Source organism: Hyphomicrobium sp. CS1GBMeth3 (assembly GCF_900117455.1).
In the GTDB taxonomy this organism is placed as follows: Bacteria; Pseudomonadota; Alphaproteobacteria; order Rhizobiales; family Hyphomicrobiaceae; genus Hyphomicrobium_C.
This window is the reverse complement of sequence record NZ_FPHO01000003.1, coordinates 1,970,608-1,984,832: the sequence shown is the minus strand read 5'-3', so window position 1 is coordinate 1,984,832 and position 14,225 is coordinate 1,970,608. Positions and strand designations below refer to the sequence as shown.

Genomic DNA, 14,225 nt, shown 5'->3' with positions numbered 1-14,225 from the left:
GCGGCCGAAGCGTAATTCCGATCCTGAGCGGGATCAACGAGGCCGCTCGCGAATTTCTGGTATCATTCTGTGGCGAAATCGTGCGGCCCGGCTACCCCTCGAGGCGAGCCAGAAAGCAGAGGCACGGCGCATTTTTACAACTGGCTATCACTCGAGTGATGCGGAGGCGTGACACCATTCTCCTGACGGGCTTCGGCCCTTTTCCGGGCGTTGCCGAGAACGCCAGCGAGAGGCTTGTGCCGAAGCTTGCGCATCTCGCTGCCCGTCGTTTCAGCGCGCACCGTGTCGTGTCGCGCATCCTGCCGACGGAATGGGAGCGAGCGCCGGCCCGCCTGCAAGACCTTTATGAGCGCGAGCGGCCGAAGCTCGTCCTGCATTTTGGCGTCTCGGCGGGCGCCAACTCCTATGTCATTGAAACACTGGCACGCAACACGCGTAAGTCTGCTCAGGATGCGTCGGGGGCATTGCCGCGTGACGATGTCGTCGTCAAAGGCGGTCCGGAGGAGCTCAGCGCGCGCATGCCTGCAACGCAGATTGTCGAGCGTTTGCACGCGATCAACGTGCCGGCCGTGCTCTCTCGCGATGCCGGCAGCTATCTCTGTAACGCCATCCTCTACCGCTCGCTGATCTTCGCCGAGCAGATCACGGAACCCGAGGCCGTCGGGTTCCTGCACATCCCGGCTTCGATCCCGCCGGCGCTTCTCAAGTCGCAGGCTACTCCGGGCGAGATGCGGTTCGACTGGGGCACGGCGCTGATCGGCGGTCTCGAGATCATCCGCACGTGCCTCGGCAGGCCGCCGCCGTCGCGCCGCCACGTCAGGGGCCGACCGCGCGCGGATGCGTGAGGACGCTACTCTTCTGGGGTTTACGGCGCGGGCGGCGTGGCACGGATCAGCTTCAGGAGCTCGCTGTCCTTGGCGATCTGCGTGGTGTCCTTGCACTCGGCCTTGGCGACCTCGCTACACTCGACCGTCACCGTGTAGGGCACGCCATATTTGACGACCGTGTACTCGGCGAGATAGCCCTCCTCGCCACCGGACTCGCGATCGTCGAAGACGGATACGGTGGGGCCGGCCTGAGGAGCCGCGCCGCGTGTTTTGTTCTCGTAGATCGGGAACTTATCCACCGCAAACTCGTGCTGCACTCGGAGATCGGCTGAGACCGAAACCGTGACATCACCGTAGTTTTCCACAATCTGGTACCAGACCGGGTTTTCCTCATCCATGACGACGTCACGCTCGGTCGCCGGGCGCGGTCCGAGACGGAACGTCTGCTCGACAACGCCGGGCGTTGCCTCAAAAGCGAGCACAGGCAATTTCAGCTTCGAAAGCTGATCGTCGGCTGTCGGACCGAGAGAGCGCGGCGGCGCGCTCGAGGCGACGAAGTTCTTGATCTCGGGATCAGACCACTGGACCTCGATGAGCTTCTCCGACGCCGCGGCGGGTGAAGCAGAGAGGACAGCAAGCGCTGCGAGGAGCGCGGAGTGGGAAGCCGCCAGAGAGGACAGGCCCGAACGCGACATGGAACACATCCTTGTTTCTCAAGCCAATCTTCGCCAACCCGGTGCGATCTGAAACGACTTTAGCTGATGATTGCGGCGGAACCTTACCCGGCGCCGCGCAAGCCAATCAAGTCCACTCCCGCCAAGCGTAGCACACGCGCAACGCACCTAGGCGCAAGCGCGTCGGGGATGCCGTGCGGGTTGAACAGTGTGCCTTCCGATAGTATTCCGCTCGGAGCCTGCTCCCGTGGGGGGAGGACCACGACCTGTGGACGGAGCCGTCATACTCCAGACAGTTCCTTCCCAGACGATCTCGTGGTCAGACGTGTTGCGTGGAGACCCGCATGGCAACGGATCCTGGGACGCCGGCTCAACCGCCTCGACGGCGCAGCACGGCTTGGCGGACGGTCCGTCTGGTGCTGATCGGCATCGCCGTCTCGCTGGCGCTTCTCATCGCGTTTCCACCGACGGGCTTGATCAAGGATCAGCTTGCCGCCAGCATCGGCCAGTCCATCGGGCGCACAGTCGCGATCGGCGGCATGCATATCCGCTACTGGCCGAAGCTCGAAGTGGCGTTCGACGCGGTCGCCGTCTCCAATCCGCCGAACCTGCCGGCGCGTGACGTGTTCCGTGCCGAAACGGTCAAAGTCCAGGTCGAGCCGCTGCCACTGCTCAAGGGCCGGTTGCGCCTCCAGGCTCTCGATCTGATCAAGCCTACGATTGCGCTCGAGGAAGGTGCGGACGGAACGAAGAACTGGGTGTTCGATACCGCGGGAGCGGCCGATTCCGGTGCCGTGCCGGCCGAATTCAGCCTTCCGCCGGTGTCTACGATCGCGGACGGCACGCTGACGTTCCAGAGTGCCGTCACGGGGGCGTCGTACGCGGCGAGCACCATCAACTCCGCACAAACGCTGGATCTCGTGTCGGGTGCGCTGGTCGCGAAGGGCAACTTGGCGGCAGGGGGCGAGATGGTGACGTTCGACGCGACCGTCGGCGACTTCAACGCCATTACGTCCGGGGCATCGACCACACTCAAGGCGACTGTCGATGCGCGGCCCTTGCGGGCGAGCCTCGATGGCGATGCGCTCTTTGCAGCAGCGGCTGAATTCAAAGGTGCGCTCACGGCTTCATCACCTTCGCTGATCCAGCTCGCGCGCTGGCTCGGCTCGGACATCGCCGAGCAGGGCACGCCGCTCAGAAGCTCTCTCGAGGGCAAGATCGTCGCCACCACGCGCGACGTGACGTTCTCGGAGACCAACGTACAGGTCAACACCACCAGCGGGCGCTTCGATGGCACCCTGGACCTCGGCGGAGTGCGGCCGAAGCTCGCCGGAGAAGTGGCAAGCGAGCACCTCGATCTTGCGCGCATTGCGGGCGCCGTGCCGCGGACCTCGTTCGCGCCGACGCCGGCTCCCGATTTCGATCCTCTCGTGACCTCCGGCTGGGAGCAGCTGCTCGGCGACCTCACGGCGCTCGAGAAAGGCGCGCAGGCGGCGCCTGAACCGGCGCCGGCCGCGGCGAGCCCCAGCGCCGCGCCGGGCTGGAGCGAGCAGCCTTTCAATCTCAAGGCGTTGCAGGCGTTCGATCTCGATCTCATCATCCAGGCCGCGGCTATCACGTATGGCGGCCTCGATCTCAAGCAGGGACGCGTCAAAACGGCGGTCGCCGATGGGGTGCTCGACGCCAATATCGAGCAGCTGGCGGTCGGGGCCGGTGCGGCGGTCGGCACGGTGAAGGTCGACAGCCGAGCAGAGCCGCCGCGCGCTGCCGTGAACCTCACGCTCACCAACGTCGCCGCCGAGCCGATCGTCACCGAGTTCACCGGCAGGCCGCTGCTCGCCGGCACGTCCAACGTGGAGATCACGGCGACGGCCGCGGGACAGAATCAGAGCCAGCTCGCGCAGACGCTCGACGGCAAGGCGCATTTCCGCATGGGACAGGGCGCACTGCGCGGCTTCGACGTGCGGCGCATGATCTTCGAGTGGTGGAAGAGCTGGAAGTTCGACCTTGCCTACAAGACGGGCTTCGAGCGACTCGAGGCGAGCTACGACATCAAGAAGGGCGTGCTGCGCAGCCAGCCTGGCCTTTCGCTTGGCGGATCCGAAGTCGAGATCGACTCTCAGGGCACGGTCAGCGTGCCGAGCCGGCAGCTCAACCAGGAAATCCGCGTTAAGGCGATCCCGCCGCCGACCGCACTTCCTATTCCGGTGCGCATCTCGGGAAGCTGGGAGAAGCCGTCGGTCGGCATCGACTGGTGGGGACTTTTCTCGGCGGGACCGAGCGTTGGCGGACCTCAGGCTCTTGCTGCGGCGCCGGAGCCGCCGCCGGCGAACGTGCAGGCGGCAATCCGGCGCGTGCTGGATGCGGATCTGCCGCAAAGCCGGCTGACGCCGGAAGCGCGCAGCATGTTGGAGTCGCTGCTCCCTCGGGAGACGGCGCCGTAATTATGCTCGGCGGGTTCGTTGCCAGATAGGGCCCCGTTGGGCATTATCCGGCAGGGACCCGGTGCACAGTGCGTTGCAACGGATACGGGGGTGTGGGCGTGAAAAAAGCTGCTCTACTGGCGTCGTGCGCCGTTATCGCAGCCGGCGTCGGTCTCCTCGCAAACGCCCCCCATCCTTCCGCGCAGGAGCCTGTTCAGCTCGCTCAGGCTTCGCCGCTGATCGGGCGCGACATCGCCACCTACGCTTTTGTCAGAAGTCTCGCCGGCCCGAGCCTCGGCTCCGGTGCAAACCGGCGCGGGACGATGCCCGACGCGTCGTGTCTTAGCCGCGATGCGGGGGGCAATCTCATCCAGCTGGCGCGTTGCAGCCTCCTTCCCGAGGAAGGGCCTGCTCCGACGCCAACGCCCGAAGAGCCGACGACCGGCGAAGGGCCGACGACCCCGGAACAGCCGCCGGCAACAGGCGGCGGCACGATAACGGATCCGGCGAAAGCGGGCTTCGCCTACTACCCGCCTGGCGACCTCTTCGAGCGCGACAAGGGCCGCGGCCGCGAAGACCGCTACGTCTATATGCCGAACATCATCTTCCCGCTGAAGCTCAGCGACGGCCTGTTCCCGCATATGAACTCGCAGATCTGGGGCTACGGCGGCGGCGGCTACGGCGGCAAAGGTGCGGCTGGCGGCAGCGAGAACGATCCACGCAACTTCGATCCCCTGAAGCAACGCGACAACTATTGCGAAGTCCGAAGCTGGGACATGCCGCTTTGCCCCGGCGGCGCGGGCCATCAAGGCCAGGACATCCGTCCGCCCTCCTGGAAGGACAATCATTGGGAGGCAGTGGCGGTCGCCGACGGGCAGATCGTCAACGTGACGAGCAACACCACGGTGCAGCTCAAGGCCAATGACGGCACCGACTACTATTACCTCCACATGCACCCGAAATCGATCACCGTGAAAACGGGCGCCAAGGTCAAACAGGGCCAGGTGCTCGGCAAGGTGTCACGCTACATGGGTGGCAAGGTGGCTACGAGCCTGCATCTGCATTTGCAGGTCCGTCAGCGCGTCAAGGTTGGTGACAAGACGCTGCAGGTCTACGTGCCGACGTTCACGTCGTTGATCGCGGCGCTGCGGCGAGAGAAAGGTGTGGATCCCGGGATCGGCTCCGACGGCAATCTGATCGTGGACGCTGGCCTAGAAATCGGCGCGCCGCAACCACCGCCGGCACCGGAGCCCACCCCGCAACCGGAACCGACTCCACCGCCCGCGCCGGAGCCACAGCCCGAGCCGACGCCGACGCCAGAACCCGCTCCCGTGCCGGAACCCGCGCCCCCGCCGGAGCCCACTCCGGCTCCCACGCCGACGCCTGAACCGGCGCCTGCTCCTACGCCCGAACCGACGCCTCAGCCCGAGCCGGAGCCCGCACCTGCTCCTACGCCCGAGCCAGAGCCCACGCCTCAGCCTGAACCGGAACCTACGCCGGCTCCGCAGCCGGAGCCTGCTCCCGAGGCCGAACAGGGGTGGTGGGATTGGGCCAAGAGCAAATGGAACGACTGGTGGCAGTAGCCTGCAAAGATCCGCCGTGAAGCTGATGTTCAGTTGCGCCTATTGCACGAGTGAGGAACCGTCATGATGCCGAGACATACGCCAGCAATTGCCGCGGCGGTGCTCTTTGCACTTGCCCCGCCGCTCACCTCTGTGGCGCAGGCCCAGTTGCCGCCATCGCAGTACGACCGGCTGCAACGCACGCTCGAGGACAAGTTCGCGCCCAAGCCAGCCCCGCCGAAACCGTCGCGCAGCACGGGCAGCGGAACGGGCGGCGGACAGAAAGACGATTTCATTTTCGTCGATCCTAAGGGCGACAAGACAACCACCACACCGACGCCAAAGCGCTCCGACGCCTCCTGGAGCGAGTCCATCTCGACGTTCATCACCTCGGCGCTAAAACGCACGCCGGCTCCTCCGACGACCGAGCCAGCCGGGGCGTTCAGCGGGGCGGCGACGGAAGCCGACCTTTTCGCGCGCATCAAGGAGCGGCGCCGTGAGCGGCGGCGTGCCCGCATGGGCAAAGGACCGCATGACAGAGCCGGAAAGCCGGTGCCCGTCGCCAAGCCGAACAGCTTCGTGATCCAGCTCAGCCCCAACGCGACCGAATCCGACATCGAGGCGCTGCTCAAGAAGTACAATCTTACGATCACCAAGATGATCGCGCCGCTCGGCGTCATCACGGTCGAGCAGGCTGATCCGGCACGGCAGCGTAGCGTGCAGCCCACTCCAGCCGCGGCGGCTCAGGACAGCAAGGCGCAGTTACAGAACGTGCTCGAGCCGCCGATCATTCGCGAACTCCGCGAGGAGAAGATCGTCGACGGTGCGTTCGTCAACTCGACGATGGAGGCCAAGCAGCTCCGCAAGACGACCGGCGCGGCGATCACCGTCGACGACGAAGTGTTCGCGTGGCGCTGGAATGCCGGCGACAGCCTGGACGGAAACTGGGGTCTCAAGGCGATCCGCCTGCCACCGGTGTGGACCATCCTCGACCGGCATCGTCAGGCGAACCCCAGCGTGACGCGTCCCAAGATCGCCGTCATCGACAGCGGCTTCGCCACCCATCCCATGGTGCCCTTCGCGTCGGTCGAGAACGTCAAGCCGCGCATTTTCCATACGCCGGGATGCGGCACGCACCACGGCATGCATGTGGCCGGAATCATCGGTGCCGCCGCAGGGTCGCAGCCGGGCATCGATGGCATCATTCCGGACGCGCGCATGGATGCCATTGCCGTCGACGACGCGATCGTGGGCGATTCCGGCATCGTCGGCGTGGATGAGGGTTGGCAGGTACACGCGCTTCTGTTCGACGACGTGCTCGCTAAGACGCTCGACTATGTTTATGCGAACCTCATCACGCCCGATAACCTGCGCGTCATCAACATCAGCCTCGGCTACAATTTCGTGGCATCTAACCTGCTCGGCGACGACGAACCGGAGGAAGTGCCGGGGCTCGCCTTGCATATCATGCATCAAGCGAACCTTATCCGCCTGATGGCGAGCCGTGTGCAGGATCATGTGCTGTTCGTCGTAGCGGCCGGCAACGACTCCGACGACCGCGAATCACCGATTGCGGCCAAATGGGCTTCGCCGTTCGCGTGGGCCGGCACACAGCCTTCGGCGGCTGGTGACAGCCCGACCAACATTCTCGTCGTCGAGGCCGTGGACCGCGACGGGCTGCGTGCCGAGTTCTCGAACACGGGCGGCCACGTGTCGGCGCCGGGTGTCGACATCATGAGCACGCTCGCTGCCGACAAGCTGCCGCTCGGTGTCTGCAGCGGCACCTCGCAGGCGGCGCCGCACGTGGCAGCGCTTGCCGGCATCCTGTTCGAGCTTGCCCCCGACAAGTCGCCGGCGGAGATCGCCGAGGTGCTACGCGCAAGCGCCCACGCGCCGGGCGGCACGACGGGTCAGGCCCCGACGGTCGACGCGCTGGAAGCCGTGGCCGCCGTGGCGCCCGAGCAGATGAAGCTGCTGGGCGATCTCGACGGCGACGGCACGGTGGATGCCAGCGACCTCGCCATCTTCGCGCGCCAGCTTGAGACGCTGAAGGCCGCGGCCACTGCCAATGCAGCTTTCACCGAAGACCTCAACGGCGACGGCGTCATCGACGACAACGAGTGCTTCTGGCCGCGCATCGACCTCAACGGCAGCGGGCATGGGACGCTGTCGGCCACCGACGCACGGCGCGTGCGCGGAGCCGATAAGACCGATCTCGCGGCGATGGAGCTTTTCTGGTCGGAGACGGCGACACCCTTCCCGATCGCCTCGGCCTATGCGGGCCTTTCGACTCCAGCGGAGGTGATCGCGGCTTCTGATGTGGCGCCGGCGCCGATCCGGCAATGCCGGGGCCTCGCTCCCGGTGTGATCAATGTGGCCGACGGCGCGGGGGCCCAGCCATCCGGCGCGAGCGGCAGCGGTGCGGGTCAGCCGCGCTCACCCATCGCGGCGACCACGGCCAGCGGCACCGAGGCCGGGAGCACGCGGGCGGAAGTCCAGCGTGCCGTCGAGGAGTTGCGCAAAACTCACCCCAACCTGCGCGTGACGATCAATCCCGCTACAGGTATGCCGGGGTCGGTAATGGGAATCTCCCCGCAACCGGGAGCGGGCGCCCCTTCGATCGGCGCCTCCGGCGCGAGCCGCGAGCAGACGGAGGAAGAGACCAAGCGCGCGGTCGAAGCCTTCTTCGGCAGCGGCGGTCTCGGATCGCTCTATCCCGCGAGGAACAAGGGTGCGAAGCCCGAATACGTGCGACGGCGCAAGGATCCCGATCTGCCGAACCGGTATGTCGCGGACGTGGAGCAGCGCGTCGACGGGGTGCCGGTGTTCGGGTCGACGGCCAAGCTCAGCGTTGACAGCGTGCTCGGCGTCACGAAGTTCAGCGGCACGGTCTCGTCGGTGTCGATCGACGACACGACGCCGAAGATCGCCGAAGGGGAGGCCATCGCAGCGGCCCGGCTCAAGCTCGGAGACGTTCTGCGCAGCTCACCCGACGCCTCGCGCGCGTTCCCCCTGGCCCCGAACCCGGATAAGGCCGAGGTCGGCAAGCCATCGCTCGTGGTGTTCGACCCGGCGCTCATCGGCAAGGCGCCCTCGGGCAAGACCCGGCTCGCGTGGCTCATCTCCATCGACTCGTTCCGCATCTTCGTCGACGCGGTCACGGGCGAGGCCTTCTACTACTACCGCGATCAGCCGTCGGGCGGCATGCTAAGGCGGATCTACGATCTCGGGCAGGCGACAACCTTCCCGGGGACGCTGGGCATCGACGAGGAGAAGCGGCAGCGCGCGGATAAACTCGAGGTCGAGGCGCTGATCGCGTTCCGCAACGCGGGCATCGTACGCGATTACTTCTTCCTCAACTTCGGACGCGACGGCTTCGACGATAACGAAGGCGAGGGTGGCTCGCCGATGGAAGCCTACGTGCGCCACGGCCGCACGCAGAACGCCTACTGGTGCATGAGCAAATCCTATGACTGCCCGAAGGGCAACGTCATGGTCTACGGGCCGGGCTATGCGGGCGCGCTCGACATCGTGGCGCACGAGATGACGCACGGCATCATCGCGCACGAGAAGAACCTGCTCTATCTCAACGAGCCTGGCGCGGTGAACGAATCTCTTGCCGATATCTTCGGAGCGCTGATCGAACTCGATGCGCGCGGGGATGCGGGCAATTGGCTGATCGGAGAGGCCTCGCCCGGCTTCTCGGTCACGGTGCCGCTGCGCAGCCTCGCCGATCCCAACCTGCGCGATACCAACGGCCGCTCGATGTTCGACCGCGCCGCGCGTTTCTCGCTCAGCAACCGGGGCCAGCCCGATCACTATTCCGAAGTGCTGACGCCGGATGACGCGATGTGCGGTTCGACGGCCTACAACGACAACGGCTGCGTGCACTTCAACAGCGGGATCCTGAACAAGTTCGCTTACCTAATCTCGGAAGGCGGCACGCACCGGGGCGCCACGGTGACCGGTATCGGGCGGGCAAAGCTCGCGCGCATCACCTACCGCGCCATGACCGTGGGGCTCAACCAGAGCTCAACGCTCTCGCACGCGGCGAATGCGTTCGTCGAGAGCTGCTATGAGCTCGCGAGCGGCGAGATCGCCGGCATCACGCTTCCGAATTGTGATCAGGTGGTCGCTGCGCAGCGGGCGGTCGGGCTCGAAGTACCTTCGAGCTGAGCGATCAAGTGAAGGGAAGGCGCGTCATGACGACGGGGGACGACAGCATGAAACGGGTCACACTCACGCGCCGGCAGTTCGGCACCGGTGTCGCTGCCGCGCTGGCCATGCCCTACGTGCTCCGGTTCAACACGACGGAAGCCACGGCGCAGATTGTGCGCGGGACGTGGTCGCAGCTCTACTCGCTTTCGGAGGAAGCGCAGCGGCTCGGCCTTTCAGTGCCGCGCATGGGGCTCGCGCCGGCGGCGGCGGAAGAGGATTTCACCGAGCTGCAGCCCGCGATCGTCGACTTCATGGATGCGATCACGGCGTCGGCGCCCGATGCGCCCGGCGCGACGTCCGTCGAGATCGACGGCCTGCTCGATCGCGCATCCGAGCTTCTGCGCACGTCGCGCAATGCGGAGCGCCCGCCGCGCGACATTCCGGAGGGTCCGCAGGCTGCCGCCGTGACGCCGCCCAAGTTCGAGGACGTCGCGGACGACTACCGCCGGCTGTTCGAGACGTGCCAGATCCGCTCCGAGAACCGCTCGACGGTGCAGTGGTACGTGTCGAAGATCGTGGATGCGGCGCGGCGCAAATCCTACGAGCAGGTGTTCGAAGAAACCTGCGTGCCCTGGTATGCGGTGGCGATCATCCACGGCATGGAATGCAGTTTCGATATGACGTCGCATCTGCACAACGGAGATCCGCTGAAAGCCAAGACCGTGCAGGTGCCGAAGGGCCGCCCCAATCCGTGGCTGCCGCCATCCGACTGGGTATCGAGCGCCGTCGACGCGCTGCGCTACGACAAGTTGCACGAGCAGGCCGACTGGAGCCTGCCGCGCATGCTCTATCGCTGGGAAGGCTACAACGGCTGGCGTAGCCGGCTGCTCTATAAGATCAACACGCCGTACCTCTGGAGCTTCTCGAACCACTATTCGAAGGGCAAGTTCGTCCGCGACAACGTGTGGGATCCGAATGCCGTCTCGAAGCAGTGCGGTGCGGCCGTGATGTTGAGAGCGCTGGTGGAAGCCGGGCACATCGCGCCGCCGGCTTGAGCGGCGCGGGCTGCAAAGGCTGCCCCGTCTGCAGGTGTGTTGGCCACGGGCCAGAAGTTGCCGCGGCTGGGCCCGCTGCCGCGGCAAACTTTAAGATTAATTAACCGGATTTTACCTGTTCGTCGTCTTCGGTGCTACGTTCAGACATCAGACCAAATCGCGATAAGTGCACCGCGACTAGGCCATTGATGACGGGAGAGATGACCCAATGAAGACCAAGTTCACACCGTCTGTTGCAATAGGCGCAATTCTGGTGAGTTCGACCTGGTCGTACCCTGCTGCTGCGGGCCCACTCGGCGACATCATCTGTGGCATTTTCAGTTGTGGCGGTGGCGGAACCGGCGGCGGAACAGCCGGCGCGCCTGAGATTGATGGCGGAGCAGGTCTTGCTGCAATGGCCCTCGTGGCCGGTATTGCCGCGATTATCTACCGGAAGATTAGAAACTAGGCCGGATGCCCGACGAGGCTGCTGGGAGCGCCATTAAAACACAGCCATCTCATTTCGAGGTGGTTGTGCCGAGATCGGTCCCAGCCATCCCCGGTGCGCGCGATTTCCAGCTGGCGCGCCGATTCATGCTCTTTGCATTAATCGCCGCGAGCGAGATTTTTTTCGCGTCGTTTCTCTTCGGTTTTGATACGGGGCTTCCCTTATGGCGAAGCCCTCACTTTTACGCAAACTCGTTTGCGCAACTCGCGTTTCTCGCCTTTCCTTTGTTTGTCATGATGGCGTGGCCAATACGCACGCAAATCTTGGCGATATATCAGACGCGAGCGACCGAGCACGCTTGGCGCGCGTGCCTTTCGGCGAACGTCGCTCTATTCGCTGCGTTGCTTCTAACCCGGCATGCCCTGTCAAGCATGGAGCAGCCGTCTCCCTACATCATGTCGGCATACAGCGGGCTTCTTCTGGCAACTGGCGTGTCCCTGGCCCTGGTAGCCGCGCCCATGTCGTTTTGGCGACCGCTCGTCAAGCTAGCCCCAATGGAGATCGCGCTGGCGGCGGCCGGCGCAGCTTTCATTCTTGCCGCGAGCCGTTTTAGCCAGGACGGCTGGAATTCCCTCTCTTTTGCGACACTTACGCTCTCGTATTGGTTTCTCACCCTCTACGAACCTAATGTGTTGCTCGACAGCGAGCATCACATTCTCGAGGTGAACGATTTTAGAGTCGAAATCTTTGCGCCTTGCTCCGGCTACGAGGGGATAGCGCTCATCCTTGCCTTTCTCTCGATTTACACTTGGGTGTTCCGTCGTGAATTACGGTTTCCGAATGCGCTGCTGCTCTTTCCGATCGGTATCGCCGCAATCTGGATTTTGAATGCCGCCCGGATCGCTGTGCTTGTAAGCATAGGCGGACACATCTCCCCGGCCATCGCTCTCGAAGGATTTCACTCACAGGGTGGATGGATCGCATTTCTGATCGTCACGCTAACGGTCATCTGGGTCTCAAGGAGCGCATCTTTTTTCACCGCCACGGCGGTCCCCATAGCAAGTCCCGTGGCAGCGGCGAGTGAGAATACTGGAGCGCGAATTACTCTCGAATATCTGGCTCCCTTCCTAGCGCTCATGGCGGCGAGTGTCATAGCTTCCGCCTTCGCGCCACACGAGGAAGGGCTGTACGCGATCAAGGTTGCGGCTATTGCGATAGCGCTGTGGTGGTTCCGCGACGCATATGTCTCGATGGTTACGAACGTTTCTCCGCTCTCGATCGCCGCCGGCGTTGGAATCGGGATCGCCTGGATCGCAACTGATCCAGTTCAGGGAACTGATACAGCGCTTGGCGCATGGATCACGTCACTGCCCGTTTGGCTGGCCGGCGTGTGGCTGGCACTGCGTGTAGTCGGGGGAGCTGTGCTCGTACCCGTTGCCGAGGAGCTAGCCTTCCGCGGCTTTCTCAGCCGAGCGCTCATCTCTACACGGTTTGAAACCGTTGGCATTGGCGAGTTTCGGTTGTTGGCGTTCGTGGGATCGTCGCTGGCATTTGGACTCATGCATGAACGCTGGGTAGCTGCTTGTCTCGCTGGCGCCGTCTACGCTCTGCTCATGTACCGAACAAAGCGACTGTCCGATCCTATCGCGGCCCATATGGCTTCAAATGCCATGATCATAATTTGGGCGGTCGCGACACGACAGTGGTCGCTACTTTAGTGACGACCTTGACCACACTGATTCCTCTGAGGGTCAAAAGCGCTGTTGATGCTCATCCCAGCGTGACGCCGCACGCAGCGGTCCACGCGAGGCCGTCTAGGGTCGCGCCGCGCGGCTTGTATTCGCAGCCAATCCAGCCCGTGTAGCCGGAGGCGTCGATCAGGCGGAAGATGCGCGCGTAATCGAGCACCGACATACTCGGCTCACCGCGGTCGGGCGGGTCGGCGCATTGGTAGTGCCGCGCGAGCGGGCCGAACTCGGCAAGGGCGTTCTCGATGTCTCCTTCCATCAGATGGCGGTGATAGAGGTCGAACTGGAGCCCCAAGTTCGGTGCGCCGACCTCGGCGATCACATCGCGCGCCTCCGCCGTGCGCGTCAGGAAGTAGCCCGGAATGTCACGCGTGTTGATCGGCTCGATCAGAATGTCGATACCAGATGGTGCTGCCCAATCGGCTGCGAGGCGCAGGTTGGCAATGTAGGTTTCGCGCGTGGCGCCGTGTGTCGCGAGGCCAGCCATGACGTGCAGGCGCCTGCAGCCGAGCGCTTCGGCGTACGTTAGCGCGAGATCGACTGCGGAGGCGAACTCGTCCTCGCGACCGGGCAAAGCGGCAAAGCCGCGCTCACCCTTGTCCCAGTGGCCCGGCGGCAGGTTGAAGAGCACGAGCTCGAGGCCCGTCGCGTCGAGGCGGGCACGGATCTCGTCGGCGGGCACCGCGTACGGAAACATGAACTCGACGCCCTTGAAGCCGGCGCGCGCAGCGGCCTCGAAGCGATCGAGGAACGGCAGGTCGGTGAACAGGAAGCTCAAGTTTGCGTCAAAGCGCGGCATCGGTCGTCCGGTTGCTTAGGGAGTGTGGAACGAGGCTTAGTCGAAGGATGGGCGGGATTGACGAAGCTTTTTCACTCCGCCACGCCGCACCTTGGCATCGACGCGGCGCGCTCTTGCAGCGCGGCTCGGTTTGGTTGCGACGCGCTTCTTCGGCACATGCAGCGCTTCGCGGATCAGCTCGATGAGGCGCGCGCGGGCATCCTCCCGGTTGCGCTCCTGCGTGCGAAAGCGCTCGGCGCGGATCACCAGCACGCCCTCGTCGGTGATGCGCCGGCCGGCGATGCGCACCAGCCGATCCCGGACGGCCAGCGGCAGGCTGCCGGAATGGCGCACATCGAAGCGCAGCTCGACCGCTGTCGAAACCTTGTTGACGTTCTGCCCGCCTGGCCCCGAGGCGCGGATGAACCGCTCCTCGAGCTCGCGCTCGTCAATCGCAATCTTGTCCGTGATCTCCAGCATGGCTGGGATGTAGCAGATTTCGCGGGCTCATACAGTGGCGCTTGTGTCCCGCTTCCGCGTTCCGGCGGGAACTGACGCTCGGGGAACCCCGCC

Annotated in this window: 10 protein-coding genes; 7 read left to right on the top strand and 3 right to left on the bottom strand. The window is 64.7% G+C overall.

Annotation, left to right across the window (positions count from 1 at the left end; translation table 11 throughout):
- The first annotated feature begins 158 nt into the window (after window positions 1-158).
- Window positions 159-845: a pyroglutamyl-peptidase I gene (locus CS1GBM3_RS16685; protein ID WP_072396631.1), complete on the top strand. Its 687-nt coding sequence runs from the start codon at window positions 159-161 to the stop codon at window positions 843-845.
- 20 nt (window positions 846-865) lie between these two features.
- Here the strand turns inward: CS1GBM3_RS16685 and CS1GBM3_RS16680 are convergent, their stop codons facing one another.
- A complete protein-coding gene (locus CS1GBM3_RS16680; RefSeq protein WP_072396630.1) occupies window positions 866-1,522 on the bottom strand; it encodes a hypothetical protein in 657 nt (218 codons plus the stop codon).
- A gap of 323 nt (window positions 1,523-1,845) precedes the next feature.
- Between CS1GBM3_RS16680 and CS1GBM3_RS16675 the strand changes: the two genes are divergently transcribed.
- The 6 genes from CS1GBM3_RS16675 to xrtE all read left to right on the top strand — a co-directional run bounded on the left by CS1GBM3_RS16675 (window position 1,846) and on the right by xrtE (window position 12,844).
- Window positions 1,846-3,945 carry an AsmA family protein gene (locus tag CS1GBM3_RS16675; RefSeq protein WP_072396629.1) on the top strand — a complete coding sequence of 700 codons (2,100 nt, stop codon included), beginning with the start codon at window positions 1,846-1,848 and terminating at the stop codon, window positions 3,943-3,945.
- A 98-nt stretch (window positions 3,946-4,043) separates the two neighbouring features.
- Window positions 4,044-5,507, top strand: coding sequence for a M23 family metallopeptidase (locus CS1GBM3_RS19360; RefSeq protein WP_139247956.1), 1,464 nt, complete (start codon window positions 4,044-4,046; stop codon window positions 5,505-5,507).
- 63 nt (window positions 5,508-5,570) lie between these two features.
- Window positions 5,571-9,662 carry a M4 family metallopeptidase gene (locus CS1GBM3_RS16660; protein WP_072396628.1) on the top strand — a complete coding sequence of 1,364 codons (4,092 nt, stop codon included), beginning with the start codon at window positions 5,571-5,573 and terminating at the stop codon, window positions 9,660-9,662.
- A 26-nt stretch (window positions 9,663-9,688) separates the two neighbouring features.
- Window positions 9,689-10,699, top strand: a complete 1,011-nt coding sequence (locus tag CS1GBM3_RS16655; RefSeq protein WP_210186220.1) for a hypothetical protein — start codon at window positions 9,689-9,691, stop codon at window positions 10,697-10,699.
- A gap of 208 nt (window positions 10,700-10,907) precedes the next feature.
- Window positions 10,908-11,147 (top strand): hypothetical protein, encoded by a 240-nt coding sequence (locus CS1GBM3_RS19625; RefSeq protein WP_139247955.1) that lies wholly within the window; start codon window positions 10,908-10,910, stop codon window positions 11,145-11,147.
- A gap of 5 nt (window positions 11,148-11,152) precedes the next feature.
- Window positions 11,153-12,844, top strand: a complete 1,692-nt coding sequence (xrtE, locus tag CS1GBM3_RS16650; protein WP_072396627.1) for an exosortase E/protease, VPEID-CTERM system — start codon at window positions 11,153-11,155, stop codon at window positions 12,842-12,844.
- Window positions 12,845-12,896: 52 nt separating this feature from the next.
- On the opposite strand, the gene otnI is transcribed toward xrtE, so the two are convergent.
- Complete coding sequence (otnI, locus tag CS1GBM3_RS16645; protein ID WP_072396626.1) at window positions 12,897-13,673, bottom strand: 2-oxo-tetronate isomerase; 777 nt, start codon at window positions 13,671-13,673, stop codon at window positions 12,897-12,899.
- 36 nt (window positions 13,674-13,709) lie between these two features.
- Window positions 13,710-14,132 (bottom strand): alternative ribosome rescue aminoacyl-tRNA hydrolase ArfB, encoded by a 423-nt coding sequence (gene arfB, locus CS1GBM3_RS16640; RefSeq protein WP_171946515.1) that lies wholly within the window; start codon window positions 14,130-14,132, stop codon window positions 13,710-13,712.
- Between the last annotated feature and the right edge of the window lie 93 nt (window positions 14,133-14,225).

Bases quoted from the DNA above. Each gene is read 5' to 3' on its own strand.
- CS1GBM3_RS16685 (WP_072396631.1), top strand. From the start codon at position 159: ATGCGGAGGCGTGACACCATTCTCCTGACGGGCTTCGGCCCTTTTCCG.
- CS1GBM3_RS16680 (WP_072396630.1), bottom strand. From the start codon at position 1,522: ATGTCGCGTTCGGGCCTGTCCTCTCTGGCGGCTTCCCACTCCGCGCTC.
- CS1GBM3_RS16675 (WP_072396629.1), top strand. From the start codon at position 1,846: ATGGCAACGGATCCTGGGACGCCGGCTCAACCGCCTCGACGGCGCAGC.
- CS1GBM3_RS16660 (WP_072396628.1), top strand. From the start codon at position 5,571: ATGATGCCGAGACATACGCCAGCAATTGCCGCGGCGGTGCTCTTTGCA.
- CS1GBM3_RS16655 (WP_210186220.1), top strand. From the start codon at position 9,689: ATGACGACGGGGGACGACAGCATGAAACGGGTCACACTCACGCGCCGG.
- CS1GBM3_RS19625 (WP_139247955.1), top strand. From the start codon at position 10,908: ATGAAGACCAAGTTCACACCGTCTGTTGCAATAGGCGCAATTCTGGTG.
- xrtE (WP_072396627.1), top strand. From the start codon at position 11,153: ATGCCCGACGAGGCTGCTGGGAGCGCCATTAAAACACAGCCATCTCAT.
- otnI (WP_072396626.1), bottom strand. From the start codon at position 13,673: ATGCCGCGCTTTGACGCAAACTTGAGCTTCCTGTTCACCGACCTGCCG.
- arfB (WP_171946515.1), bottom strand. From the start codon at position 14,132: ATGCTGGAGATCACGGACAAGATTGCGATTGACGAGCGCGAGCTCGAG.